At 72.4% G+C, this 26,414-nt stretch carries 21 protein-coding genes and 1 pseudogene; 2 read left to right on the top strand and 20 right to left on the bottom strand.

Features of this window, described 5'->3' with window-relative positions; genetic code table 11:
• Positions 1-119 precede the first annotated feature (119 nt).
• On the top strand, positions 120-659 hold the full coding sequence (locus J2X60_RS07470; RefSeq protein WP_070416229.1) for an HdeD family acid-resistance protein: 540 nt from the start codon (positions 120-122) through the stop codon (positions 657-659).
• Positions 660-698: 39 nt separating this feature from the next.
• Here J2X60_RS07470 and J2X60_RS07475 read toward each other — a convergent pair whose 3' ends face one another.
• From J2X60_RS07475 to J2X60_RS07555, 17 genes and pseudogenes are all read right to left on the bottom strand, one after another.
• Complete coding sequence (locus tag J2X60_RS07475) at positions 699-1,778, bottom strand: VIT1/CCC1 transporter family protein (protein WP_071296287.1); 1,080 nt, start codon at positions 1,776-1,778, stop codon at positions 699-701.
• A gap of 127 nt (positions 1,779-1,905) precedes the next feature.
• Positions 1,906-3,351: a pyruvate kinase gene (gene pyk, locus J2X60_RS07480; protein WP_070416231.1), complete on the bottom strand. Its 1,446-nt coding sequence runs from the start codon at positions 3,349-3,351 to the stop codon at positions 1,906-1,908.
• Between the two features lie 140 nt (positions 3,352-3,491).
• Complete coding sequence (locus tag J2X60_RS07485) at positions 3,492-4,949, bottom strand: glutamate synthase subunit beta (protein ID WP_309886970.1); 1,458 nt, start codon at positions 4,947-4,949, stop codon at positions 3,492-3,494.
• Complete coding sequence (gene gltB, locus J2X60_RS07490) at positions 4,942-9,459, bottom strand: glutamate synthase large subunit (protein ID WP_309887045.1); 4,518 nt, start codon at positions 9,457-9,459, stop codon at positions 4,942-4,944. Before gltB ends, J2X60_RS07485 begins: the two co-directional genes overlap by 8 nt.
• A gap of 287 nt (positions 9,460-9,746) precedes the next feature.
• Entirely contained in the window at positions 9,747-10,745 is a 999-nt protein-coding gene (gene lgt, locus J2X60_RS07495; protein ID WP_083294946.1) for a prolipoprotein diacylglyceryl transferase, read from the bottom strand.
• A 216-nt stretch (positions 10,746-10,961) separates the two neighbouring features.
• A complete protein-coding gene (trpA, locus tag J2X60_RS07500; protein WP_070416233.1) occupies positions 10,962-11,756 on the bottom strand; it encodes a tryptophan synthase subunit alpha in 795 nt (264 codons plus the stop codon).
• Positions 11,753-12,967 (bottom strand): tryptophan synthase subunit beta, encoded by a 1,215-nt coding sequence (trpB, locus tag J2X60_RS07505; RefSeq protein WP_070416234.1) that lies wholly within the window; start codon positions 12,965-12,967, stop codon positions 11,753-11,755. The genes trpA and trpB overlap by 4 nt, the downstream gene beginning before the upstream one ends.
• 56 nt (positions 12,968-13,023) lie before the next feature.
• Positions 13,024-13,809 carry an indole-3-glycerol phosphate synthase TrpC gene (trpC, locus tag J2X60_RS07510; RefSeq protein ID WP_309887046.1) on the bottom strand — a complete coding sequence of 262 codons (786 nt, stop codon included), beginning with the start codon at positions 13,807-13,809 and terminating at the stop codon, positions 13,024-13,026.
• 16 nt (positions 13,810-13,825) lie between these two features.
• On the bottom strand, positions 13,826-14,065 hold the full coding sequence (locus tag J2X60_RS07515) for an HGxxPAAW family protein (RefSeq protein WP_070416235.1): 240 nt from the start codon (positions 14,063-14,065) through the stop codon (positions 13,826-13,828).
• On the bottom strand, positions 14,062-14,832 hold the full coding sequence (locus tag J2X60_RS07520; RefSeq protein ID WP_309886972.1) for a Trp biosynthesis-associated membrane protein: 771 nt from the start codon (positions 14,830-14,832) through the stop codon (positions 14,062-14,064). The genes J2X60_RS07515 and J2X60_RS07520 overlap by 4 nt, the downstream gene beginning before the upstream one ends.
• On the bottom strand, positions 14,829-16,373 hold the full coding sequence (locus J2X60_RS07525) for an anthranilate synthase component I (protein WP_309779654.1): 1,545 nt from the start codon (positions 16,371-16,373) through the stop codon (positions 14,829-14,831). The genes J2X60_RS07520 and J2X60_RS07525 overlap by 4 nt, the downstream gene beginning before the upstream one ends.
• An 89-nt stretch (positions 16,374-16,462) precedes the next feature.
• Positions 16,463-16,831, bottom strand: a pseudogene (gene hisI / locus J2X60_RS07530) (phosphoribosyl-AMP cyclohydrolase); the annotation flags it as partial.
• 25 nt (positions 16,832-16,856) lie between these two features.
• On the bottom strand, positions 16,857-17,621 hold the full coding sequence (gene hisF, locus J2X60_RS07535; protein WP_229084985.1) for an imidazole glycerol phosphate synthase subunit HisF: 765 nt from the start codon (positions 17,619-17,621) through the stop codon (positions 16,857-16,859).
• Entirely contained in the window at positions 17,618-18,457 is an 840-nt protein-coding gene (gene hisG, locus J2X60_RS07540) for an ATP phosphoribosyltransferase (protein WP_022906699.1), read from the bottom strand. The genes hisF and hisG overlap by 4 nt, the downstream gene beginning before the upstream one ends.
• A gap of 45 nt (positions 18,458-18,502) precedes the next feature.
• The gene (locus J2X60_RS07545) at positions 18,503-18,766 is read right to left on the bottom strand and encodes a phosphoribosyl-ATP diphosphatase (protein ID WP_309886973.1); all 264 of its coding nucleotides are present in this window, start codon (positions 18,764-18,766) and stop codon (positions 18,503-18,505) included.
• Positions 18,767-18,867: 101 nt separating this feature from the next.
• A complete protein-coding gene (rpe, locus tag J2X60_RS07550; RefSeq protein WP_309886975.1) occupies positions 18,868-19,527 on the bottom strand; it encodes a ribulose-phosphate 3-epimerase in 660 nt (219 codons plus the stop codon).
• Positions 19,528-19,574: 47 nt separating this feature from the next.
• Positions 19,575-20,177, bottom strand: coding sequence for a TetR/AcrR family transcriptional regulator (locus J2X60_RS07555; protein WP_309886976.1), 603 nt, complete (start codon positions 20,175-20,177; stop codon positions 19,575-19,577).
• 62 nt (positions 20,178-20,239) lie between these two features.
• On the opposite strand from J2X60_RS07555, the gene J2X60_RS07560 reads away from it, so the two are divergent.
• Positions 20,240-20,893: an NAD(P)H-binding protein gene (locus J2X60_RS07560; RefSeq protein ID WP_309886977.1), complete on the top strand. Its 654-nt coding sequence runs from the start codon at positions 20,240-20,242 to the stop codon at positions 20,891-20,893.
• A gap of 28 nt (positions 20,894-20,921) precedes the next feature.
• Here J2X60_RS07560 and J2X60_RS07565 read toward each other — a convergent pair whose 3' ends face one another.
• Genes J2X60_RS07565 through J2X60_RS07575 form a run of 3 tightly spaced genes read right to left on the bottom strand, consistent with a single transcriptional unit; the run spans position 20,922 to position 26,390 of the window.
• On the bottom strand, positions 20,922-22,415 hold the full coding sequence (locus tag J2X60_RS07565) for a transcription antitermination factor NusB (protein WP_309886978.1): 1,494 nt from the start codon (positions 22,413-22,415) through the stop codon (positions 20,922-20,924).
• Positions 22,412-23,347: a methionyl-tRNA formyltransferase gene (gene fmt, locus J2X60_RS07570; RefSeq protein ID WP_309886979.1), complete on the bottom strand. Its 936-nt coding sequence runs from the start codon at positions 23,345-23,347 to the stop codon at positions 22,412-22,414. Before fmt ends, J2X60_RS07565 begins: the two co-directional genes overlap by 4 nt.
• Positions 23,348-23,405: 58 nt before the next feature.
• Complete coding sequence (locus J2X60_RS07575) at positions 23,406-26,390, bottom strand: hypothetical protein (RefSeq protein WP_309886980.1); 2,985 nt, start codon at positions 26,388-26,390, stop codon at positions 23,406-23,408.
• Between the last annotated feature and the right edge of the window lie 24 nt (positions 26,391-26,414).

The raw sequence follows: 26,414 nt of genomic DNA on the forward strand, positions 1-26,414 counted from the left end.
GGCGGCGCAGGTTGCATCCGGTTGCACCGCTTCGCGGCGCTTCGCCCTCCGCGCGACGAACCGACCGCTGCCGGCCGAGGTAGCGTCGGAGCGAGCAGACCTGACAGGGAGGAGTGCTCGTGGACTCTCGTGCCGTCCGCACGTTCCGCGTGTTCGTCATCGTCACCGCGGTCGTCGCCATCGCGCTCGGCATCGTCGCGATCGTCTGGCCACGGCCGTCGCTCGTCGTCGTCGCACTGCTGTTCGGCGTGTACCTCGTCGTGGCCGGCGCACTGCGGGTGTTCGCCGCGGTGCGGGGCCACGGCACGCCGCCGGTGTGGCGCTGGACCTCCGGCGTCGTCGGTGGCCTGGTCGGGGTCGCCGGACTCGTGACGCTGCTGGACCCCGCCGTCCCGCTCGTCGTCTACGCGGTGCTCGCCGGCGTCGGCTTCATCGTCGAGGGGATCGCGTCGTTGATCGGCGGCTTCGTGGGACACCCGGGGTCGTCGCGGGTCCCGTCGATCGTGAGCGGGGTGCTCTCGATCCTCGGGGGCGTGGTCGTGCTGGTCGCGCCGGGGCTCGCGCTGACCGTGTTCATGGTCTTCTCGGGCATCGCGCTCATCGTCGTCGGCGCCGCGGCCCTGCTGCTGCTCCCGCCCCGGGCGGCCGTCCGTCGCTAGCCCGGTGGGCCGGACGCGGCCTCGTCGGCTGTCGTCGGGCTAGGCGCTGCCCGTCCCGAACAGCAGCCCGAGCCCGTAGGTGACCGCCGCGGCACCGAACCCGATCGCGAGCTGCCGGAGCGCCCGACGCAGCGGCGACGCACCGCTCAGCACGCCGACCACCGCGCCCGTACCGAGCAGGGCGATCCCGACGAGGAGCGCCGCGACCGCGATCGCCGCCCATCCCTCGAGGCCGAACAGGTACGGGAGCACCGGGATGATCGCCCCCGACGCGAAGAAGCAGAAGCTCGAGACCGCCGCGCTCATGCCGTTGCCGATGGCCTCGTGGTCGTCCACGGGCGCCGTACCCGTCACCGCGGCTCCGCCGAGGACGTCGTCGGCGTGCTGCTGGGCCTCGGCCTCGGACATGCCCCGAGCCCGGTACACGAGGGCGAGCTCGTTCGCGTCGACGTCGAGGTCCGCGACGGCCCGGCCGGCTTCGGGGTGCGGGGCCGATGCCGTGAGGAGCTCGCGCTGCGACCGCACCGAGACGTACTCCCCCGCCCCCATCGACAGCGCGCCGGCGAGGAGTCCCGCGATGCCGCTCAGGAGGACGAAGTGCCGGTCGGCCCCGGACGCGCTGACGCCGATGATGAGCGCCAGGTTCGACACGAGGCCGTCGTTCGCGCCGAACACCGCGGCACGGAAGGTGCCGGACAGGCGCATCCGCCCGCGGTTGGCGAGCCCGCGGACGACCTCGCCGTGGATCCGTTCGTCGGCCGCCATGCTCGCGGTCGCGTCGGCGTCGTCGGCGTAGGGCGAACGGTCCTCGGCGCGCTGCATGAGCGCGAGGACGAACACCGACCCGAATCGCTTCGCCAGCGACGCGAGCACCCGGGTGCGGAGGCTCCCGCGCTGCGGCCGCCCGACGTCGTCGCCGAGCAGGTCGAGCCAGTGCTGCTCGTGCCGTCCCTCGGCCTCGGCCAGGGCGGACAGGATCTCGCGTTCCTCACCGTGTCGCCGGGCGGCGAGGTTCCGGTAGACGGCGGCTTCCGCCCGCTCGTCCGCCAGGTAGCGACGCCAGCGTCGGACGTCGGTGCGCTGGGCGGTGGGTCGGGACTGGAGGCTCACACCGGCCATCCTGCCCGCTCGCGCGACCGCGTGGTCACGCGGCCGCGGGGCGGAACGCGACAGGGCGCGGACCGGAGGCTGCGTGCGTCGCCGCACCGTGCCTCCCGTCCGCGCCCTGTCGGGACGCGACGCGACGTCAGTCGCGCACGTAGGCCGGAGCGGCCTCGGCGTGGGCGTCGCCCACGCGGTGCACGCGCAGGTCGTTCGTCGACCCCTCGATGCCGGGAGGGGAACCGGCCGTCACGATCACGCGGTCCCCGGGGGCGGCGAGGCCGTTCTCGAGGAGGACGTCGTCCACCTGCGAGAAGAGCTCATCGGTGTGGGTCTTGCGCTCGACGAGGAACGAGCGCACACCCCAGGTGAGGGCCATGCGGCGACGCGTCGCCTCGTTCGGGGTGAACGCGATGATCGGCAGGCCGTGGCGCAGACGCGACATGCGGCGGGCCGAGTCGCCGGACTCGGTGAACACGCAGAGGTACGAGGCCTCGGTGAACTCCGCGATCTCGACCGCGGCGAGCGTGATCGCCCCGCCGAGGGTGCGCGGCTTGGTGCCGAGCGGCGCGATGCGCTCGAGGCCGTGGTCCTCGGTGGACTCGACGATGCGGGCCATCGTGCGGACCGTCTGCACCGGGTACTCGCCGACGCTGGTCTCGCCCGAGAGCATGACCGCGTCCGCACCGTCGAGCACGGCGTTCGCGACGTCGGAGGTCTCGGCGCGGGTCGGGATCGGCGACGAGATCATCGACTCGAGCATCTGGGTCGCGACGATGACCGGCTTCGCCATGCGGCGGGCGAGCTCGACGGCGCGCTTCTGCACGATCGGGACGGCCTCGAGCGGGAGCTCCACACCGAGGTCACCGCGGGCGACCATGATGCTGTCGAACGCGTCGATGATCTCCTCGAGCGCGTCGACGGCCTGCGGCTTCTCGATCTTCGCGATCACGGGGAGGCGCTTGCCCTCTTCGTCCATGATCTCGTGGGCACGCTCGACGTCGGCGGCGTTGCGCACGAACGACAGCGCGATGAGGTCGGCACCCTGGCGGATGCCCCAGCGGAGGTCCGCCTCGTCCTTCTCGCTGAGGGCGGGGACGTTCACGGCGACGCCGGGCAGGTTGATGCCCTTGTTGTTGGACACGGTGCCGCCGACGACGACCTCGGTGCGGACGCGCACACCGTCGGTGTCGAGCACGCGGAGGCGGACCCGGCCGTCGTCGATGAGCAGCGGGTCACCGGGCTTGACGTCCTGCGGGAGGCCCTTGAAGGTCGTGCCGCAGATCTCCTTCGAGCCGGGGACGTCCTCGGTGGTGATGGTGAACACGTCGCCGACCGCGAGGTCGTGCGGGCCGTCGGCGAACTTCGCGAGGCGGATCTTCGGACCCTGCAGGTCGACGAGGATCGCGACGGGCTTGCCGAGCTCCTCGGCGGCGCGACGGACGTTCTCGTAGTTGGCCTCGTGGACGCTGTAGTCACCGTGGCTGAGGTTGAGGCGGGCGACGTCGACGCCTGCCTCGATGATCTCCTTGACGGTCTCGTACTCCGACGTTGCCGGTCCGAGCGTCGAAACGATCTTTGCGCGTCTCAATGGATTCCTTCGTGGTGGTGGATGGTGCTTGGGTTTCCGCGCTGTGGGGCCGCGCGGAACGAAGCGAGGCCACCAGCACCCTATCGAGTGCCGGTGGCCTGTCGCTCACTGCTGGGTGGGCATCGGGTGGACGTCCATCGTCAGACCGAGATCGCCCGGTCGGTCGCCTTGACCGGAGCCGGGAGGATCGTCGAGCCCTCGAGGTACTCGTCGACCTTCGCGGCGGCGGCCCGGCCCTCGGCGATCGCCCACACGATGAGCGACTGCCCACGACCGGCGTCACCCGCGACGAAGACGCCCGGCTCGTTGGTCGTGTAGTCGGCCTGGCGGGCGACGGCACCGGAGACCGTCACGGGCAGGCCGAGCTGCGGCGCCAGCGTGTCGGTCTCGGGACCGGTGAAGCCCATGGCGACGAGGACGAGGTCCGCGGGGATCTCGCGCTCGCTGCCGGCCTTCGGGACCCGGCGGCCGTCGAGGTACTCGGTCTCGGCGACGCGGAGCGCCCGGACCTCGCCGGCCTCGTTCGCGAGGAACTCGACGGTGGACGCGAGGTAGTAGCGTTCGCCGCCCTCTTCATGGGCGCTCGTGACCTCGAACACGGTCGGGAACATCGGCCACGGCTGCTCGGACGGACGCTCCAGCGGCGGCTGCTTGCCGATCGCGAGGTTCGTCACGCTGAGCGCACCCTGCCGGTGGGCGGTCCCGATGCAGTCCGCACCGGTGTCGCCGCCGCCGATGACGACGACGTGCTTGCCCTCGGCCGTGACCTGGTTGTCGACGGTCGTGCCGGCGTTCGCCTTGTTCTGCTGCACGAGGTAGTCCATCGCGAAGTGCACGCCGGCGAGGTCGCGCCCCGGGATCGGCAGGTCGCGCGGGACCGTGGCGCCGGTGGCGACGACGACCGCGTCGTACCGGGACTTCAGGTCGTCCCAGGTGATGTCGCGCCCGATCTCGACGCCCGCACGGAAGCGGGTGCCCTCGGCCTGCATCTGGGCGAGCCGCGCGTCGATCTGACGCTTCTCCATCTTGAAGTCCGGGATGCCGTAGCGGAGCAGACCACCGATGCGGTCGTCGCGCTCGTACACCGCGACGGTGTGGCCGGCGCGGGTCAGCTGCTGTGCGGCGGCGAGCCCGGCGGGACCGGACCCGACGACCGCGACGGTCTTGCCGGTCAGGCGCTCCGGCGGGTGGGGCGTGACCCAGCCGTTCTGGAACGCCTCGTCGATGATCGAGACCTCGACCTGCTTGATCGTCACCGGCGGCTGGTTGATGCCGAGCACGCAGGACGCCTCGCACGGAGCCGGGCAGAGCCGACCCGTGAACTCCGGGAAGTTGTTCGTCGCGTGGAGTCGCTCGATCGCCTGCCGGCCCTCGCCGCGCCAGGTGAGGTCGTTCCACTCGGGGATGAGGTTGCCGAGCGGGCACCCCTGGTGGCAGAACGGGACGCCGCAGTCCATGCAGCGTCCGGCCTGTCGCTTGAGCGCGCCGGACTCCTGCTGCTCGTAGACCTCTTTCCAGTCCATGAGCCGCACGGGTACGGGTCGTCGGGCCGGGAGCTCGCGCTCCTGGACCTTCAGGAATCCCTTGGGGTCAGCCACCGGTCACCTCCAGAATGCGGTTCCAGACGACGTCGCCGTCCGGGTCGAGGCCCTCGTCGACGGCCTGCTGTCGGGTCTCGAGCACGGCCGCGTAGTCCCGCGGCAGCACCTTGACGAAGTCGCTCAGGTCACCGGACTCGAGCAGTTCGCTCGCGAGGGTCGACCCGGTCTCGGCAGCGTGCCGCGCGAGCAGGTCGTTCACGATCTCGACGTCGGCGCTGTCGAGCGGCTCGAGCCGGAGTTCACCGGACGCGAGCGAGTCGGTGTTCACGTGCTCTTCCCGCAGGCCGCGGACGTACGCGGTCCCGCCGGACATGCCGGCACCGAGGTTCCGACCCGTCTCGCCGAGGATCAGGGCGAGCCCACCGGTCATGTACTCGAGCGCGTGGTCCCCCACGCCCTCGACGACGGCGGTCGCACCGGAGTTGCGCACCAGGAAGCGTTCACCCACGATGCCGCGGATGAACATGCTGCCCTGGGTCGCGCCGTAGCCGATGACGTTGCCGGCGATGACGTTCTGCGCGGGGTCGAAGCCACTGCCCGCGTCGGGACGGACCACGATCTCGCCGCCGGACAGCCCCTTGCCCACGTAGTCGTTGCTGTCCCCGACCAGGCGGAGCGTGACGCCCGCCGGCAGGAACGCGCCGAGCGACTGCCCGGCGGAACCGCGCAACGTCACGTCGATCGACCCCGACGGCAGGCCGTTCTCGCCGTGGCGGAGCGTGACCTCGTGGCCGAGCATCGTGCCGACCGCGCGCTCCGTGTTCCGGATCGGCAGGTCGAGCGCGATCGTCCCCCCGTGCTCGAGGACGTCGGCCGTCTGCTGGATGAGCTGCACGTCGAAGTGCTGCTCCAGCTCGTGGTCCTGGTCGCGCTGGTGCCGGCGGGGCTCGTCGGCATCGAACCGCGGTCCCTTGAGCACGGGCTCGAGGTCGAGGCCGGACGCCTTCCAGTGCTCGACCGCGCGGTCGACGTCGAGGGCGTCGGCGTGGCCGATCGCCTCTTCGAGGGACCGGAAGCCGAGCTCGGCGAGGAGCTCGCGGACCTCTTGCGCGATGAACTCGAAGAAGTTCACGACGAACTCCGGCTTGCCGCTGAAGCGCTTGCGGAGCTCGGGGTTCTGGGTCGCGACGCCGACCGGGCACGTGTCGAGGTGGCACACCCGCATGAGGATGCAGCCCTCGACCACGAGCGGCGCGGTCGCGAAGCCGTACTCCTCGGCGCCGAGCAGCGCGGCCACGACGACGTCACGGCCGGTCTTCATCTGCCCGTCGACCTGCACGACGACGCGGTCGCGCATGCCGTTGAGCATGAGCGTCTGCTGCGTCTCGGCGAGGCCGATCTCCCACGGGGTGCCCGCGTGCTTGAGCGAGTTCAGCGGCGACGCACCGGTCCCGCCGTCGTGCCCGGAGACCAGGACGACGTCGGCGAGGGCCTTCGTCACACCGGCGGCCACCGCCCCGATGCCCGACTGGCTCACGAGCTTCACGTGGACGCGTGCGGACGGGTTCGCCCGCTTGACGTCGAAGATCAGCTGCTTGAGGTCCTCGATCGAGTAGATGTCGTGGTGCGGCGGCGGCGAGATCAGGCCGACACCCGCGGTCGCGTGCCGGGTGCGGGCCACCCACGGGTACACCTTGGTCGGAGGCAGCTGCCCGCCCTCGCCCGGCTTCGCACCCTGCGCCATCTTCAGCTGGATGTCGGTCGCGTGCGTCAGGTACATGCTCGTGACGCCGAACCGCCCGGACGCGACCTGCTTGATCGCGCTCCGACGCTCGGGGTCGAGCAGGCGGTCGACGTCCTCGCCGCCCTCGCCCGTGTTCGACCGGCCGCCGAGGCGGTTCATCGCGATCGCGAGCGTCTCGTGGGCTTCCTTCGAGATGGACCCGTAGGACATCGCACCGGTGTTGAACCGCTTGACGATCGACTCGATCGGCTCGACCTCGTCCAGCGGGACCGGCTTGCGGGCACCCTGCGCGAAGCGGAAGAGGCCGCGGAGCGTCATCAGCTGCTCGGACTGGTCGTCGACCGCCTGCGAGTACTCGCGGAAGATGTCGTAGCGACGGGAGCGCGTCGCGTGCTGCAGCCGGAACACGGTGTCCGGGTTGAAGAGGTGCGGCGGGCCTTCGCGACGCCACTGGTACTCGCCGCCGGTCTGCAGGCGCTCGTGCGAGAGGACCGCGCCGTCCTGCGGGTACGCCTGGGCGTGCCGCTCGGCGTTCTCCTTCGCGATGACCTCGATGCCGACGCCGCCGAGGATCGACGAGGTCCCGGTGAAGTACCGGTCGACGAACTCCTGGCTGAGCCCGACGGCCTCGAACGCCTGCGCGCCGGCGTAGCTCGACACCGTCGAGATGCCCATCTTCGACATGATCTTCAGCACGCCCTTGCCGAGCGCCTTGATCACGTTCTTGACGGCCTGCTCCGGCGTGATGCCGCTGATCATGCCCTGGCGGACGAGGATCTCGCAGGTCTCCATCGCCAGGTACGGGTTGATCGCCGAGGCGCCGTAGCCGATGAGGGTCGCGACGTGGTGGACCTCGCGCACGTCACCGGCCTCGACGATGAGCCCGACCTTCATGCGCTGCTCGGTGCGGATCAGGTGGTGGTGCACGGCGGCGAGCAGCAGCAGGCTGGGCACCGGTGCCTGTTCGGCGTTGCCGTCGCGGTCGGACAGCACGATGAACTGCTTGCCGGCCTCGATCGCCGCGTCGACCTCGTCGCAGACCGCGGCGATGCGCTTCTGCATGGCCTTCTTGCCGGCGTCGACGCGGTACAGGCCCTTGATCGTCACGGTCAGGTGGCGACCGGACTCGGTCTCGAAGTGCTGGATCTTGGCGAGCTCGTCGTTGTCGATCACGGGGAAGTCGAGCGTGATCTGCTTCGCGTGCTCGGGGCCGGCGCTCAGGAGGTTGCGCTCCGGCCCGAGTCCCATGCCCATCGAGGTGATGACCTGCTCGCGGATCGAGTCGAGCGGCGGGTTCGTCACCTGGGCGAACTGCTGGGTGAAGTAGTCGAAGAGCAGCCGGGGACGCTGGGACAGCACCGCGATCGGCGTGTCCGAGCCCATCGCCCCGAGCGGCTCCGCTCCGGTCTGCGCCATCGGACGCAGCAGGATGCGGACCTCTTCCTCGGTGTAGCCGAAGGCGCGCTGCCGACGGGTCACCGAAGCGGGCGTGTGCACGATGTGCTCGCGGTCCGGCAGGTCACCGAGGTTGATCCGGCCGCCGTCGAGCCACTCGCCCCACGGGCCGGACGTGGCCAGCTCGCGCTTGACCTCGTCGTCCTCGATGATGCGGCCGGCCTCGGTGTCGACGAGGAACATCCGGCCGGGACGGAGCCGGCCCTTGCGCACGACCTTGTCCGCCGGCACGTCGATGACGCCCGTCTCGGAGCCCATGACGATCAGACCGTCGTCGGTCACCAGGAAGCGACCGGGGCGCAGGCCGTTGCGGTCGAGGGTGGCGCCGACGAGCGTGCCGTCGGTGAACGTGATGGCTGCCGGGCCGTCCCACGGCTCCATGAGCATCGAGTGGTACTCGTAGAACGCCCGGAGCTCGGGGTCCATCCCGACCTGGTTCTCCCACGCTTCGGGGACCATCATCGACACCGCGTGCGGCAGCGACCGGCCGGTGAGCGTCAGGAGCTCGAGCACCTCGTCGAAGGACGCCGAGTCGCTGGCGCCCGGGCTGACGATCGGCAGCAGGGGCGCCATGTCGCCGAGCAGTTCGCTCTGCAGCTGCGACTGCCGGGCCCGCATCCAGTTGCGGTTGCCACGGACGGTGTTGATCTCACCGTTGTGCGCGAGCGTGCGGAACGGCTGCGCGAGCGGCCACGAGGGGAACGTGTTCGTGGAGTAGCGGGAGTGCACGATCGCGAGCTTCGACGCGAAGCGCTCGTCGCTGAGGTCCGGGTAGAACGGCTCGAGCTGGAGCGTCGTGACCATGCCCTTGTAGACCATGGTCCGGCTCGACAGCGACATGAAGTAGACCTCGGTGTCGTGCTCGGCACGCTTCCGGAGGCGGAAGGCCTGGCGGTCGAGCGCGACGCCGCTCCACGACGCGCCGTGCACGTCGTGCCGGATCGAGGCGACGAAGAGCTGCTCGAACGCGGGCATCGCCGCACGGGCCAGGGTACCGAGGACCTCGGGTCGGACGGGGACCTCGCGCCAGCCGAGGACCCGCAGGCCCTCTTCACGCGCGAGTCGCTCGACAGCGCCCTTCACCGCGTGGCGGTCGTCCTCGTCGACGGGCAGGTACGCGGTACCGACCGCGTACTCCCCCGCCGCTGGAAGGTCGAAGGACACCTCGGCGCGGAAGAACTCGTCGGGCACCTGGCAGAGGATGCCCGCACCGTCGCCGGTCCCGGCGTCCGAACCGACCGCGCCCCGGTGTTCGAGGTTGCGCAGCGCACCGAGGGCGGCGTCGACGATGTCGTGCCCGGCTGTGCCGCGGAGCGTCGCGACCATCGCCAGGCCGCACGCGTCCTTCTCGTTCGCCGGGTCGTACATGCCCGTGGCGTCCGGGATCGCGGAGAACCGACGGTGCGGCGGCACGAGTGCCGCCGGGGACTGGGGTGGCTGGAGCGCCATGGGGAACCGTCCTCACGAGGAAGTGGAACAGGGACAGCGGTGGCCCGGTGGTGCGTTCCGCCCAGATGGGCGGGACTGGTGCCCGTGCCCGCCGTCAGTGAGTTGCCCTGGCGGCGTGCGAGGTGTCGGACCCGCTTGTGGTGGGTCCGGGAGGTGCTGCTGACACTCGTGACCGATCGGGATCGGTCACGCAGGAGGGGTGCTTCCTACGCGCGGCCAGCGGTGCTGCTGGTGACCGGATCGGAGTCGGTGACGGCCGCCGGAGCGTCGTCGTCGGACTCTGACCAGGTGTCGTCCGAGTCTACCCCGGACTTCGAGCGGGGCTCGCGACCGGGCAGGTACGGACTCGGCTCCTTGCCGAGGTGCCGCTTGGACTGGACGAGGAAGATGATGATGCCCAGCAGGATCGCCGCGAAGGACATCCAAACGTTCGTCCGGATGCCGAAGAACGTCTCGCTCGTGTCGACGCGGATGGACTCGAGGACCGAGCGACCGATGCCGTACCAGATCAGGTAGAGCGACAGGACCTTGCCCCACTGCAGGCGGAACTTCTTGTCGAGCAGCAGGATCACGACGACGCCGACGACGTTCCAGATGATCTCGTAGAGGAACGTCGGGTGGAACAGCGTGCCCTCGGGCAGGCCCTTCGGGAACGCCGCGTTCGACGACTCGATCTGCAGGCCCCACGGCAGGCTGGTCGGCATGCCGAAGAGCTCGTGGTTGAAGTAGTTGCCGAGGCGACCGAACGCCTGGGCGAGCAGCACGCCCGGCACGACGGCGTCGATGAACGCGGTGAACCGCAGGCCGACCTGGCGGCAGCCGATGTAGGCGCCGACCGAACCGAGGATGAGCGCGCCGAAGATGGCGAGGCCGCCCTCCCAGATGTAGAGGAAGGACAGCGGGTCGCGCCCGGGACCGAAGTAGTCGCTGACGTGGGTGAACACGTGGAACAGGCGACCGCCGATGATCCCGGCGGGGACGGCCCAGATCGCGATGTCGATGATGATCCAGCGCTCGACGCCGCGCGCGTTGAGCCGGCGGTTCGCGAGGATGACCGCGGCGACGATGCCGAGCAGGATGCAGATCGCGTAGGCGTGGATGCGGAAGTCGAGCGGCAGCGACCAACCGAACGCGTCGCGCAGCCAGGCGGTCAGGTCGAAGTACTGCCACGCGGTGCTCGGGCTCGGGATGCTCAGGAGGGGCATGGAGGTGCTGTCGCCTTTCGGTGCTGGCTGGGCGCGGTGCCGACGTGCCGTCGGCCCCGCTCACTGTAGCGCGGGAGGTGCGTGCGGCAGGAACCGAGGGCCCGGTCCTGTGGAAACTGTGACCGACGGGAGGCACGGTGCGGGCGGGACGCGTCGCTCACCCGCACCGCGGTGCAGGTGGGCCGACGGGGTCGCCGGCACCGCGCCTCCTGGACGTCAGCGGCGCTGCGCGCCCGAGGTGAGGTCGGCTGCCCGGTCGGCCACGCCCTGCACGCCGAGGTCCGCCAGGGCCCGGACGAAGGCGGAGCCGATGATGGCGCCGTCGGCGTACTCGAGGACCTCGCCGACCTGCTCCGCCGTCGAGATGCCGAGACCGACGCACGTACGCTCGACCCCGGCGTCGCGGAGCCGCGACACGACGGTGCGGGCTGCGACGTCCACGCCCTCGCGCGCGCCGGTGACGCCCATCGTGGAGACGGCGTAGACGAACCCGCGGCTGGACCGGACCGCCTGCTGCATGCGCGTGTCCGACGAGGACGGGGCTGCGAGGAACACCCGGTCCAGGCCGGTGCGCTCCGACTCGCGGATCCACTCGGCGCCCTCGTCGGGGATGAGGTCCGGCGTGATGAGCCCGGCGGCCCCCGCGGCGACGAGGTCGTCGGCGAACCGCTCGACGCCGTACCGGAGCACCGGGTTCCAGTAGGTCATCACGAGCACGGGCACGTTCGCACGCTCGGTGATCTGGTGCACGGCGTCGAAGACCTGCGCGACGCGGAAGCCGTTCGCCAGGCTCTCCTCTGCCGCCCGCTGGATGACCGGGCCGTCCATCACCGGGTCGGAGTACGGCAGGCCGAGCTCGATGACGTCGACGCCGTTCTCGGCCAGGGCCACGGCGGCGTCGACGCTCGTCTGCACGTCGGGGTAGCCGGCGGGCAGGTAGCCGACGACGGCCCCCGCGCGCTCGGCGTTGGCGGTGTCGATCGTCGTCGCGACCGTCTGGTTCGTGGTCACAGCTGCACCGCGTTCTCGTCGAGGATGCCGAAGTAGCGACTGGCGGACGCGACGTCCTTGTCGCCCCGGCCGGACAGGTTCACGAGGATGACGCCCTCTGGACCGAGCTCCTTGCCGAGCTTGATCGCCCCGGCGAGGGCGTGCGAGGACTCGATCGCCGGCAGGATGCCCTCGGTGCGGCTCAGCAGGCGGAAGGCCTCCATCGCCTCGTCGTCGGTGATCGGCTCGTACTTCGCACGCCCGATCGAGGCGAGGTAGGCGTGCTCCGGCCCGACGCTCGGGTAGTCGAGCCCGGCGGAGATGCTGTGGCTCTCGATCGTCTGGCCGTCCTCGTCCTGCATGAGGTAGGACTTCGTGCCCTGGAGGACGCCCTCGCGACCGAGCGTGATGCTCGCGGCGTGCCGGCCGGTCTCGACGCCGTCGCCACCGGCCTCGAAGCCGTGCAGCGCGACGGACTCGTCGTCGAGGAAGGCCTCGAAGATGCCCATGGCGTTCGAGCCGCCGCCGACGCACGCGGCGACCGCGTCCGGCAGGCGCCCGACCCGGTCGAGGACCTGCTGGCGGGCCTCTTCGCCGATGACCTTGTGGAACTCGCGCACCATCTCGGGGAACGGGTGCGGGCCGGCGACGGTGCCGAGCAGGTAGTGCGTGGAGTCGACGTTGGCGACCCAGTCGCGCAGGGCGTCGTTGATGGCGTCCTTCAGCGTGCGGGAGCCGGTCTCGACCGGGATCACCTCGGCACCGAGCAAGCGCATCCGGGCGACGTTCAACGCCTGGCGCTCGGTGTCGACGGCGCCCATGTAGACGACGCAGTCCATGCCGAAGAGCGCCGCCGCGGTGGCCGTCGCGACGCCGTGCTGGCCGGCGCCGGTCTCGGCGATGAGGCGTGTCTTGCCGAGGCGCTTCGCCACGAGGGCCTGACCGAGCACGTTGTTGATCTTGTGCGAGCCGGTGTGGTTGAGGTCCTCGCGCTTGAGGATGATCCGGGCCCCGCCGGCGTGCTTGGCGAACCGGGGCACCTCGGTGATGATCGAGGGTCGCCCGGTGTAGTCGCGCTGGAGCGTGTCGAGCTCGTCGCGGAAGGCCGGGTCCGCCCAGGCCTCGCGGAACGCCGCTTCGAGTTCGTCGAGCGCGAGGACGAGCGACTCGGGGACGAACCGCCCGCCGAAGTCGCCGAAGTACGGTCCGTGCAGGTCGCGGAGTGAGGTCACGATGGGTCTCCCGGGACACGCCCGGCGAACCGGGCTGGGATGGATGCTGTCGTCGGTCAGTCGCGGTCGGCGGCTGCGATGAACGACGCGAGTGTGGCAGCGGGGTCGTCGCCCGTCACGAGCGCCTCCCCCACCAGGACGACGTCGGCGCCGGCGGCACGGTAGTGCGCGACGTCGGCCGGACCGGCGACCGCGGACTCGGCGACGCGCACGACCCCGTCGGGGATGCGGTCGGCGAGCGATCCGAACAGGTCGCGGTCGAGCGAGAAGTCGGTCAGGTCGCGGGCGTTCACCCCGAGGATCCGGGCGCCGGCGTCGAGGCCGCGTGAGACCTCGTCCGCCGAGTGCGCCTCGACCAGGACGCGCATGCCGAGTTCTTCCGCCAGGGCGTGGAGCTCGACCAGCTGCTGCTGCTCGAGCGCCGCCACGATGAGCAGGACGACGTCGGCACCGGACGCCCGGGCCTCGATCACCTGGTACGGGTCGGCGATGAAGTCCTTGCGGAGGACGGGGACGCCCACCCGCGCCTTGACCGCTTCGAGGTCGGCGAGGCTGCCGAGGAACTTGCGCCCCTCGGTCAGGACACTGATCGTCGAGGCACCGCCGCGCTCGTAGTCGGCGGCGAGGGACGCGGGGTCCTCGATCGGGGCCATGGACCCGCGGGACGGGCTGGCACGCTTGACCTCGGCGAGGATCTTCACCCGGTCGCCGGGGGCCAGGAACGTGAGGGCGTCGAGCGGGGACGCCACGCGGTCCAGGTCGCGTTCGACGTCCGCGTAGGGACGGTCGACGCGACGGGCCGCGGCGTCCTCGAGCGCGCCCGCGACGAGGGTCTCGAGCACGTTCGGCATGCCGGACCTACTCGGAGTGGTGCTTGGGGACGAACTTCGGGCCGTCGACGCCGTAGCCCGCCTTCTTCATGACGCCACCGACGATGAGGCCGATGAGCACCACGCCGGCGGAGGCCCAGACGCCCCACGGCTGGTCGAACCAGAAGAACAGCGTGCCGGCCGCGAATCCGATCAGCATGATCACGACGGCGGTCCAGGCTGCCGGCGAGTGGCCTTCGCCGAGTTCTGCGGGCTCAGTGTTGCTCACGGTGCTCCTCGTTCTGCTTCGACGCCGTCGTTCGACCGGCGTCCGTTCGATCCTACCGTGTCGTCCGGGGCCGCTCCGGCAGCGTCCGCGCTCGCGTCGTCGGGGCCCGCGGCTGCGCTGTCGGGGCCCGCGGCTGCGCTGTCGGGGCCTGCGACCGCGTCCGAGGTCGGGTCGACGCCGGCGCTCAGGTCGTCCCAGTCGACGACGGCGTCACGCTCGACCGGCGCCACCGCACGGGCATCCGCCGCCGCACCCGCGGTGGCCGCGCCGTACTTCCGGCTCGGCCCCGGCCAGGACCGCTGCACGACGAGCACGACGACCCCGAGCGCCATGGCGAGCACGCCGCCGACGATGCCGACGACCGGCCACGCCGACACGTCCACGCTCGACACGGCCCGGCGGACGGCGGACAGGTCCGCGACGCCCGCGACCTCGCCCACGGCACCCTTCGCTGCGGCGACCGGGTCGGCCAGGGCGGTGATGCCGGACACCACCACGCCGACGCCGAGCAGGATCTCGACGGCGGCGAGCACGATCCGGACGACCCGACCGGCGATGGTCATCGCCAGGAAGAGCGCGAGGCTCGCGATCGCCAGGGCGGTGTACTGCGGGACCGCGGCCGCACCGTCGGCGTCCACCTTCGCGGCGACGGCAGCGCCCGCGTGGAGGTGGACCGTGAACCAGGTCTGCGTCCACGAGAGCATGATGATGCCCGCCACGGCGAGGCCGGCGACGACGACGAGCGGCCGGGAGCGGCGGGCCGTCACGAGTGCACCCCGCGCATCCGGTTGGCGGTCGCGATGGCCCGCAGCGGTGCCGCGGCCTTGTTCACGGCCTCGATGTGCTCGGTCTCGGGGTCGGAGTCGGCCACGAGCCCGGCCCCGGCCTGCACGCGTGCCACACCGTCCTTGATGAGGGCGCTGCGGATCGCGATCGCGAGGTCGGCGTCGCCGGCGAAGTCGAAGTAGCCGACCACGCCCGCGTAGGCACCACGCTTCGCGGGTTCGAGCTCGTCGATGATCTCGAGCGCCCGCGGCTTCGGCGCCCCGGAGAGGGTGCCGGCCGGGAAGGTCGCACGGAACACGTCGATCGCCGAGGCCCCGGGCCGCACGGCGCCCTCGACGCTCGACACCAGGTGCATGATGTGGCTGAACCGCTCGACCGTCATGAACTCGGTCACGGCGACCGTGCCCGGCTCGCAGACCTTCTGCAGGTCGTTGCGCGCCAGGTCGACGAGCATGAGGTGCTCGGCGCGCTCCTTCGGGTCCTCGAGCAGGTCCTCGCCGAGACGGACGTCCGCCTCGGGTGTGGCGCCGCGCGGACGCGACCCGGCGATCGGGTGGGTGATCGCCCGGCCGTCCTGCACCTTGACCAGGGCCTCGGGCGAGGCGCCGACGATCCAGAAGCGCTCGTCGGCGGTGTCCGCCAGCGACAGGAAGTACATGTACGGGCTCGGGTTGAGCGTCCGCAGCACGCGGTAGACGTCGAGGGGATCCGCGGTGACCTCGTGGTCGAACCGCTGCGAGATGACGACCTGGAAGACGTCCCCGTCGCGGATGAAGCCCTTCGACCGCTCGACGGCCGCCATGTAGTCCGCGGGGGTGGACCGGTGGGTCGGGGTCGGCTCGGCGATGTCGAACGCCTCGGCGACGGTCGCGGCGGAGGGCTGCACGAGGTCGGCCTGCATCCGGTCGAGTCGCGCCTGGGCGTCCGCCCACAGCGTCTCGGCGTCGTCGACACCGTCGTTCAGCACGCTGGCGACGAGCAGGACGAGCCCGGTGCGGTGGTCGAGCGCGGCGAGCTCGGACACGAACGCGAGGGCCTGCCCCGGGACGTCGAAGTCGGCCGGCGGCACGTTCGGCAGGTGCTCGAGCTGACGGACGGCCTCCCAGCCGATGAACCCGACGGTGCCACCGACGAGCGGCGGGGTGCCGGGGATCCGCGGGGTCGCCCAGCGCTCGTGCAGCCGCGCCAGGACCTCGAGCGGCTCGCCGTCGAGCGAGTCGACGGCGCGGGACGCCGGGATGCCGGTGTCGATCCACGCGGCACGGTCGCCGTCCTGGGTGAGGACGCCGAAGCTGCGCACGCCGACGAAGGACCAGCGCGACCAGAGGCCGCCCTGTCCGGCGGACTCGAGCAGGAAGGTACCGGGCCGGCCGTCGGCGAGCTTCCGGTAGACACCGACCGGCGTCTCGCTGTCGGCGTAGAGCGCGCGCACGACGGGGACGACGCGGTGGGCGTCGAGCAGGGCGTCGAACTCCGGACGGGAGGTCGTGTGCGGCGTGTCGGAGAGCGTCGCGGTGCTCATCGGGTCTCCTCCACGGCCCCACCGGCGAGAGCGGACGGCGCACCAGCGAGATCGGACGGCGCATCGGCGAGAGCGGACGCGGCGCCGTCGGGCGCGGACGCCGTCACGGGCTCGAGGGGGTCGACGTCGAAGCAGCGGTGCGCGCCGGTGTGGCACGCGGCGCCGACCTGCTCGACGGTCACGAGGAGCGTGTCCGCGTCGCAGTCGAACGCCGCCCCGCGCACGTACTGCGCGTGCCCCGAGGTGTCGCCCTTGCGCCAGTACTCGTTCCGGGACCGCGACCAGAAGGTCACCCGTCCCTCGGTCAGGGTGCGGCGGAGGGCTTCTCGGTCCATGTAGCCGAGCATGAGGACGTCCTTCGACGACTCCTCTTGCACGATGGCGGGGAGCAGCCCGTCCGCACCGAACCGCGCGCGGTCGAGGACCGCGTCCGTGCTGGTGCTGGTGCTGTCGGTCATGAGACTCCTAGCCTACGGCGGCGGATCAGCGGACGGCGTGCCCGGTCGCGCGCAGCGCGGCCTTCACGTCACCGATGGTCATCTCGCCGCGGTGGAAGACGCTGGCGGCGAGGACGGCATCCGCGCCCGCCTCGATCGCGGGGGCGAAGTGCTCGAGCCGACCCGCGCCTCCCGAAGCGATGACCGGGACCGACGCGACCGCGCGCACCGCTGCCACGAGCTCGACGTCGAACCCGTTCTTCGTGCCGTCCGCGTCGATCGAGTTGACGAGGAGCTCCCCCGCGCCGCGCTCGACGGCCTCGCGCGCCCAGGCGAGCGCGTCGAGGTCGGACTCGGTCCGTCCGCCGTGGGTCGTCACGACGAAGCCCGACGGCATCCGGTCGGACCGCTTGATGTCCAGGGAGAGCACGACGGCCTGCGCGCCGAACCGGTCCGCGATCTCGCCGACGAGGTCCGGACGCGCGATCGCGGCGCTGTTCACGCCGATCTTGTCCGCGCCGCACTGCTGCAGCCGCGACACGTCGTCGACGCTCCGGACGCCGCCACCGACGGTGAGTGGGATGAACACCTGCTCGGCCGTGCGCGTCACCGTGTCGTACATCGTCGCGCGGTTCTCGACCGTGGCACCCACGTCGAGGAAGGTCAGCTCGTCCGCGCCCTGCTCGTAGTAGCGAGCGGCGAGCTCGACCGGGTCACCGGCGTCCTGCAGGTCCAGGAAGTTGACGCCCTTGACGACCCGGCCGCCCTTGACGTCCAGGCATGGGATCACCCGGACGGAGACCCCGGTCACAGTCGTGCGGCGTGGATCGGGCTGACGAGGATGGCGCGCGCGCCGAGGTCGTACAGCGCGTCCATGATGAGGTTCGCGTCGTCGCGCGGGATCATCACGCGGACGGCCGACCAGTCGCGACCGTGCAGCGGCGAGACCGTCGGCGACTCGATGCCCGACGCGACGGCGGTCGCCTGCTCGAGGAGCCCGGTGGGGATGTCGTAGTCGAGCATCACGTAGCCGCGCGCGACGAGCACGCCCTGCAGTCGGCGCCGCAGGACGTCGATGCCGGGGATCGTCTCGTCGGTGGAGATGAGGAGCGCGGTCGACTCGAGGATGACCGGCCCGAAGATCTCGAGCCCGGCGGCCCGGAGCGTGCTGCCCGTCGAGACCACGTCGGCCACGGCGTCGGCGACACCGAGGCGCACGGCGCTCTCGACCGCGCCGTCGAGCTTCACGAGCGTCGCGGTGACGCCGTGCTTCGCGAGGAACTCCCCCACGAGCCCGGGGTAGCTCGTCGCCACCCGCACACCGTCGAGGTCCTGCAGCGTGCTGAACCGGCCGGGCGTGCCGGCGAACCGGAACGTCGAGTCGGCGAACCCGAGCGCGTCGACCTCGTGCGCGGCGGAGCCGGAGTCGAGCAGCAGGTCGCGGCCGGTGATGCCGACGTCGAGCGCGCCGGAGCCGACGTACGTGGCGATGTCGCGCGGGCGGAGGAAGAAGAACTCGACGCCGTTGCGCTCGTCGAGCAGGTGGAGGGCCTTCGGGTCGCGGCGGCCGGCGTACCCGGCCTCGCGCAGCATGTCGGACGCGGTCTCGGACAGGGAGCCCTTGTTGGGCACGGCGATGCGGAGCATCAGGGGGTCTGCTTTCTGGTGGAGGGTCGGCGGCTGATCAGCGGATCAGAGATGTCGCCAGACGTCCGCCGGGGTGAGCCCCTTCGCCACCATGAGCACCTGCAGGTGGTACACGAGCTGCGAGATCTCCTCCGAGGTGCGCTCGTCGCCCTCGTACTCGGCCGCCATCCAGACCTCGGCCGCTTCTTCCACGATCTTCTTGCCGATCTGGTGCACGCCGGCGTCCAGTTCGGCGACGGTGCCGGAGCCCTGGGGGCGCGTGCGCGCCTTCTCGGTGAGCTCCTGGAACAGGTCGTCGAACGTCTTCACGCACACCAGGCTACCGTCCCCCGCCGACACGGCCGACGTACCGTCCGGACGGGAGGCGCGGCTCGTGTCCGCCACGCCCGTCACCTCGGGCGCCGGTCCGGTCACGAACGTGCTGCCGCGGCCGCCTCGCGCAGGTCCGCGATGCGCGCGGCCGGCTCGCCGCCGTAGACCGCGGAGCCCGCCACGAGGGTGTCGGCACCACTGCGGACCGCCTCGGGCACCGTGTCGACCGCGATCCCGCCGTCGACCTCGAGCCAGACGTCGAGCCCCGAGGCGTCGACCGCCGCACGGGCGTCGGCGAGCTTCGGCATCACCGAGCGCATGAACGCCTGGCCGCCGAACCCGGGCTCGACCGTCATGAGCAGGATCATGTCGTAGGCGTCGAGGTGGTGGAGCACCTGGGTGATCGGGGTGCCGGGCTTCACCGCGACGGCTGCCCGGGCGCCGTTCGAGCGGATCGCCGCGGCGGTCGCCACCGGGTCGTCGGCGGCCTCGAAGTGGAAGGTCACGCTCGACGCACCCGTCTCGGCGTACTTCGGCGCCTCGGTGTCGGCGTTCGTGATCATGAGGTGGACGTCGAGCGGCACCGGGGAGACCTCCTGCAGGCGCTGCACGATCGGCAGGCCCAGCGTGAGGTTCGGCACGAAGTGGTTGTCCATCACGTCGACGTGCACCAGGTCGGCGGTCGCGATGCGGTGGAGCTCGCGTTCGAGGTTCGCGAAGTCGGCGGACAGGATGCTCGGCGAGATGCGGATCGTCACCCGTCGAGCCTACCGGGGTGCGTCCGTCAGCCCGCTCCGCACCGGCCTCAGTTCGCGCCGACCGCCCGGGAGCCGAGGTCGGACCGGAGCATCGTCTCCAGCGCGGCGTCCACCAGCCGCTCCCCCTCGGCGCGGTCGATCCGACGCGAGACCACGAGCGCGGCGATCCCCTGCATGGTGGCGGCGAACAGGAGCTTGAACAGGTGCCGGGCGTCGCCGTCGCCGCCGTCCGCCACCGCGCTCCCCGTCGCGCCGTCGAGCACGGCGAACAGCGACGAGGCGGCGGCCTGCACCGACTCGGCCCGGGTGGTCGTCTTCGCCTGGAACATCAGGTCCATCAGCGCGGCGTCGTCGATCGCGAAGTCGACGTACGCGAGGGCGACCCGGCGGAAGCGGTCGTCCAGGTCACCGGCCCCGGCCAGCGCTCGGCGCACCGCGGCGGCCAGCCGGTCGAAGCCGAGCTCGGCCACGGCGTCGAGGAGCGCCTGGCGATCGACGAAGTGGCTCCGTGGCGCTCCGTGGCTCACACCGGCACGGCGCGCGAGGTCACGCAGGGACAGCCCGTCGACACCGTCCTCACGCAGGACCGTCACGGCCTCGTCGAGCAGGACGGCGCGGAGGTTCCCGTGGTGGAAGGGACGATCCGGCATGCCTCCACCTTACCCCGCGACTAGGCATTGCCTATTTTCTAGTCAGTGCCTAGATTGGGACCATGACATCGCAACAGCACCTGCTCGTCTTCGGCGCGACGGGCCAGACCGGCCAGCACTTCACGCAGTTCGCCCTCGACGCCGGACACCGGGTGCGCGCCGTCGCCCGCACGCCGGCCAAGCTCACGATCCAGCACGACGACCTCGAGGTCGTACCGGGCTCCGTCCCCGACGACCTCGACCTCGACGCACTGCTGGACGGTGTGACCGCCGTCGTCGTGATGCTCGGGGACGTCGACTCGCAGCGTGACCGTCTGGTCAACACGCCCTTCGTCCGGGCGCTCGTGCCGGCGATGCGTCGGAGCGGTGCCACCCGCCTGCTCTACCAGGCGGGCGGGTTGAGCGCGCCTCCCGGCCGGCGGCTCGCACCGGTGCTGCGGCTCGTGCGGGCGACGCTCGCCCGCGCGTACCGCGGTCAGCACGCCGACAACGAGGCGGTGATGCGCTACCTCGACGCCGAGGCGCGGGACATCGCCTGGACGGTGCACCGGGCCGGCATCGGCTCGGACGGCCCAGCGAAGGGCGAGCTCCGCCGCTCGGCGCGGTGGATCAGCATCGCGACCTTCCGCGACTGCGCCGCGTACAACCTGCGGGCGCTGTTCGACGAGGACGCCGTGCACACCTGCGACGGGAGCGCGTACCGCCGGTCACGCTGAGCCGGCGGCCTGCTGCTGGGCTCTGGCGCTAAGCGACGCGCCGGAACAGCGCGATGAACATCGCGTCCGTCCCGATCCGGTGCGGCCAGAGCTGCACCGTGTTCCCGTCGGCCACCCGAGGGTCCCGCGCGGCCACCGACCGTACGACGGACGCCGTGTCGAGCTGCTCGAGCTCGCCACCGTGCCGAGCCATCAGCGCGTCGACCTGTCCGCGGGTCTCCGCCAGGTGCGGCGAGCACGTCACGTACGCCAGGGTCCCGCCCGGTGCGAGCACCCGCACGGCGGCGTCGAGCAGTTCGGCCTGCAGCGCAGCGAGCTCGGGGACGTCCTCGGGCTGCTTGCGCCACCGGGCCTCCGGACGACGCCGGAGCGCTCCGAGTCCGGTGCACGGCGCGTCGAGCAGGATCCGGTCGAACGTCACCCCGGCGCCGTCGCGACCGAAGCGCCGACCGTCGCCCTCGACCACGGTCACGCCGTCGCCGGAACCCGCGAGGGCCTTCCGCACGAGTCCGGCACGCGCCGGCACGAGTTCGTTCGCCACGAGGGTCGCCCCGCCCTGTGCGGCCTCGGCCGCGAGGAGCGCCGCCTTGCCACCGGGCCCGGCGCAGAGGTCGAGCCACCGCTCCCCCGGCCGGATCGCCGACGACCGACTGAGCGCTAGTGCCGCGAGCTGGGAGCCCTCGTCCTGCACGCGGAGCCGTCCGGCGGTGACGCCCGGCACGCGGGCCGGGTCGCCGGAGATCCCGCGGATGCCGACGGGCGAGATCGGCAGGTCCGCCTCGGGGTCCGTGAGCGGTTCGGGAGGCGCGACCTGCGTCTCGTCGTCGGCGTCCGTCTCGTGTTCGGTCGCGGTCGCGGCGTGGGCCCGGGCAGCGGCGACGTCCTCGTCGGTGGCCAGCCCGGGCAGCGCGGCGAGCTGCACCCGGGGCGCGGCGTTGTCGGCCGCCAGGAGCGCGGCGAGCTCGTCCCGCGAGCGTTCGGCAGCGAGGGCGTCCCGCAGCGCGGACACCACCCACGTGGGGTGCGACCACCGGGTGGCGAGCAGTGCGTCCCCACCGCGGCCCTCGGTGATGAGCGCGTCCCACTCGTCGTCGGTCCGTGCGGCGACCTTGCGCAGCACGGCGTTGACGAAGCCGGTGGCGCGGCGGGCACCGACCTCGCGGGCGAGCTCGACCGTGGCGTCGACGGCGGCGTGCGTCGGGGTGCGCATCCCGAGCAGCTGGTGGGCACCGAGCCGGAGGACGTCGAGCACGTCGGACTCGACGTTGTCGATGCGACGGCCGGAGGCGAGGGCGATGATCGCGTCGTACCGGCCGAGCATCCGGATCGACCCGTAGGTCAGCTCGGTGGCGAACCCGGCGTCGCGCGCGGAGAGGCCGGCGCGGCGGATCCGGGTCGGGAGCAGGAGGTTGGCGTAGGCGTCGTCGACCTGCACCGCCCGCAGCACGTCGAAGGCGACACGGCGGGCACTCGTCTGCCGCGGTCCGTGGTGCCGGCGCTGCCCGGTGCTCGCGGCGCTCACGCCAGGACCTTGCCGTCGAGGGAGCCGAGGCCCCGGGCCCAGGCGGCGGCGTCCATCGCCTTCTTGCCGGCGGGTTGCACCTCGGTGAGCACGAGCGGGTCGTCGGCGGTCCCGACGAGCAGCCGACCGCCCTGGACGCTGAGCGCACCGGGGGCGAGGGACGGGGCGGGGTCTGCCGCGCCTCCTGGCAGTCGGGTGCTGCGGAGCAGCTTGACGCGGGTCTCGCCGAGGTGGGCGTACGCGCCGGGCTCGGGCGTGACGCCGCGCAGGCGTGCGAGCACGACGGTGGCCGGCGCAGCGAAGTCGATGCGACCGTCGTCGATGGTCAGCTTCGGGGCGAGGGTGGGCTCGCCGGTCTGCTCCACGGCGACCGCGGTGCCCGCGGCGATGTCGTCGACGACGCGGGCGACGGTCTCGGCGCCGGTCTCGGCCATCGCGGCGAGGACCTCGCCGGAGGTCGCCTCGGGGTCGATGTCGAACGGGTCGCTCGCGTAGACCGGACCGGCGTCGAGCGCCTCGACGAGCTGGAACACCGTCGCGGCGGTGCGGCTGTCGCCGGCCATCACCGCGCGCTGGACGGGGGCGGCGCCGCGGTACTGCGGCAGGTCCGAGAAGTGCAGGTTCACCCAGCCGAGCCGCGGGGCGTCGAGCGCCGGGCGTCGGAGCAGGGCGCCGTACGCGACGATGACGCCGAGGTCGACCCCGAGGTCGGCGATGCGGGCGGTGACCTCGTCGTCGACCCGGGACGCATCGATCACCGGGAGGCCGAGCTCCTGTGCGACCTGGGCGACGGGGGTCGGGGTGAGGACGCGCTTCCGGCCCTGCGGGGTCGCCGGACGGGTGAGCACCGCGGCGATCTCGTGCTCGGACGCCGCGAGGCGGCGGAGGGTGGGGACGGCCGCAGCGGGGCTGCCGGCGACGACGAGACGCATGGGTTCGATCCTCCCATGTTCCCCACGTGCTCCGTGTCCGACGGCAGCTCCGGTCGCGTCAGGACCACTGGTCGCGGAGCACCGGCGCGGCCGTGGCGGCACCCGACGTCCGGCGGGCACGGACCAGCAGCACGAGCGACTCCGGCGAGTCGATCTCGTGCAGGCGGCACGGACCGACCCGGCGGCTCCAGTCGGCGGCGAACGCCTCGGCATCGGCACGGCGACGTCCCACGGCCGCCGGCACGGCGAAGTACCGGTCGCCCGGGGTGACCGCACGGGCCACGGCCAGGGCCACGACGAGCAACGGTGCCCGGCGCACGGTCGCGCGCTCGGTGCGGCTGACCTGCAGCAGGAAGCGCGGGGTCCGCACCGGGCCGAAGAACTCGGCGAGCGCGCCGGTGACGACGCGGCGGTCCTCGGGGCGTGCGCCGAGCACCTCCATCGTGAAGCTCTGCGGCACCTTCCCCGCCATCTGCGCGGTGACGCGGACGTCCCCCTCGCCGAACGCCGGGACCCGACCGGCCCGGTGCAGTGCGTCGACGACGACCCGGACGGCTCTGCGGTAGGCGCCGACGGTGCTGAACCGCTGGCGGAGGGCGAGGCCGAGCTGTCGGGCGACGGGCCAGACGAGCAGGACGGCGAGACCGATGACGACGAGGAGCCCGAGCACGCCGGGCACCGAGCCGAGCCGCCAGAGGGCGACGATGCCCCGGGCGGACTCGGCGAGCAGCCAGAGGACCGCGCCGAGGACGACGGCGAGCACGAACTCCGCGGTCGGTCCGGTGCGGAACGGCTGCGTCCGTGGTTCCTCGACGACGGTCGCCGTGCTCTCGCGGTCGGCGTAGGGCTCGCCCACGCGCCAGGCGGCCCAGCTGTCGGCCCGGGTGGGGAGTTCGGCGGCGATGGTCTCGTCGAGGGCCCGGACGGTCTGCCGCTCGTCCTTGGCGACGAGTCCGGCGAGCCGGCGGGCCTGTCCGTCGGTGAGCGCGATCGACGTGCCGCGGACCACCTGCGCGGAGTCGGAGCGGAGGAGTCCCCAGATCTGTTCGTGCTTCCGGCGCATCCGGGAGACGTCCGGGGCGGCGTCGAGCGGGACGTCGGCCGGGACGACGGCGGTGACGGTCCAGTTGTGGGCGACCTTGCGGGGCCACGCCGGGTCGAGGCGGAGCGTGCGACCGCGGAGCTGCTGGGTCGCCGACGAGGTCGCGACGGCGGTGAGGTCGATGAGGGTGTTCACGGCGGGGCAGTCCCAACCCTCGCCGAGGAGGCCACGGGTACCGACGACGAGTCGGGTGGTGCCGTCCGTGAGCAGTGCGGAGACGGCGGCCAGCACGGCGGCCGATCCGGCACCGGGGGTCCCGACGGTGAGCACGTGCGGGTCGTCGGGCACCGGCTCCGTGGTGCAGGTCGTGTCGAGGCGCTGCTCGAGTGCGGGGAGCAGGACGTCGGCGTCCCGGGTGGCGATCCGGAGGTGGCGTGCGGTGACGAGCACGGGGCGCAGCGGCACGGGGTGGTCCTCCGTCGCGACCGTGGCGAAGGTCCGGAGTGCGCCCGCGGCGGGGACGGCGCTCCCCCGGGTGTTGCCGTGGGTGGCGTGGTCGGTCACCACGACGGCCCGGACCCGGTCGGCGGCGTCCTGGGAGAGTTCGAGGTGGAGCAGGTCGACGACGGCGCGGTCTTTCGCGGCGGACGATGCGAGCACGGTGTCGATCGGGTCCCGGCTCCGTCGGACGCCGCGGTCGGTCAGGGTGAAGCCGAAGTCCACGATCGAGCGCTTGATGCGCTGCCACTGCTCCGCGCGGTCGGGGTCGGGCAGCAGTCGGTCGAGGGCGTAGCGGGCGAGGACCCGGATCCGCCCCTCGGCGTCGGGGGCGCGTCGGACGTCGTCGGGCAGGAGCGCGAGCAGCGGGTGGTCGGGGCGGAACTCGGCGAGGGTGCGTGCGGCGGCCTCGGCGACGGGGAAGTCGGCGGCGAAGGCTGCGGCGAGTCGTTCCTCGGCGGTGGCGGGCCGCGTGCCGGGGTCCGGTCCGGGGACCGCGCCGGTGCTGGTCTCCGGTTGCAGCGTCGTCTCGAGCCAGTCGATCCCGTCGGGTTCGGCGAGCGCGCCGCGGATCAGCGCGGCGAGTCGGCGTTCGTGGTCGCGCAGGAAGGCGAGCTCGTCCGGGGTCGGCTCGACGAACCAGACGTGGTCGCGGTAGGGCGCGAGGTTGCCCTCCTTCACGACGGCGGGTGTCGGCACTTCGTGGTCGACGTCGCCGAGCAGTGCGGTGTAGGTGTCGTGGGCGTCGCGGTCGTCGGTGGACGGCAGGGTCGCGGTCAGGCCGATGACGACCGGTTCGCGGCCGGACGCGCGGATGTGGCCGAGCAGGTAGGCGACCACCAGCGCCCAGTGGTCGAGGAGGTGGTGGCACTCGTCGAGGACGACGGTCTCGACGCCGTGTGCCACGAGCCGGTCGACGAGGGCGCGGGCGTTCGGGTGCAGGGCCTCGGCGAGGCGCTCGGGGTCCTCGCGCGCGAGCCGCTTCCGGATCGCGCGGGAACGGCGACGGACGCCCTTCCGGAACGCTGCCGGGTTGCTGGTGCGGAGGTCGTCGATCCACCGTGCCGCGGCCGCGTCGTCCCGTCCCCCGTCGACGAGTTCGCGACGCCAGTCCGCGGTGGCGAGGTCGGTGAGCGGACTGCCGGTGTCGAGCACGGAGAGCATCTGGTAGGTCAGCGCAGTGAGGTCGCCGGGCCGGTCCGGGTCCTCGGACACCGTCGCGTCGCCGTCCAGGGCCGACGCCGATCGGGCCCACTGCGCGCGGATCGTCGCGGTCGGCGCGAGCACGAGGGCGCGCGCACCGTGGCGTCTGGCGAGGAGCAGCCCGAGCAGGGTCTTGCCGGCCCCCGGGGGCGCGACGACGTGGACGGGGTCGCCGGGTTCGACCGGCACCCGGTCGAGGACGTCGCGTTGGTACGTGCGCAGCGTGCCCTGGTAGCGCCAGCTGGCGAGCGGGAGCGTGCGGGCCCCCGTGCGGTCGTTCGTGCGTTCCCCCGTCGTCACCGTCCGAGTCTGCCACGGGTACCG

It is taken from the genome of Curtobacterium sp. 320 (assembly GCF_031455235.1).
In the GTDB taxonomy this organism is placed as follows: domain Bacteria; phylum Actinomycetota; class Actinomycetes; order Actinomycetales; family Microbacteriaceae; genus Curtobacterium.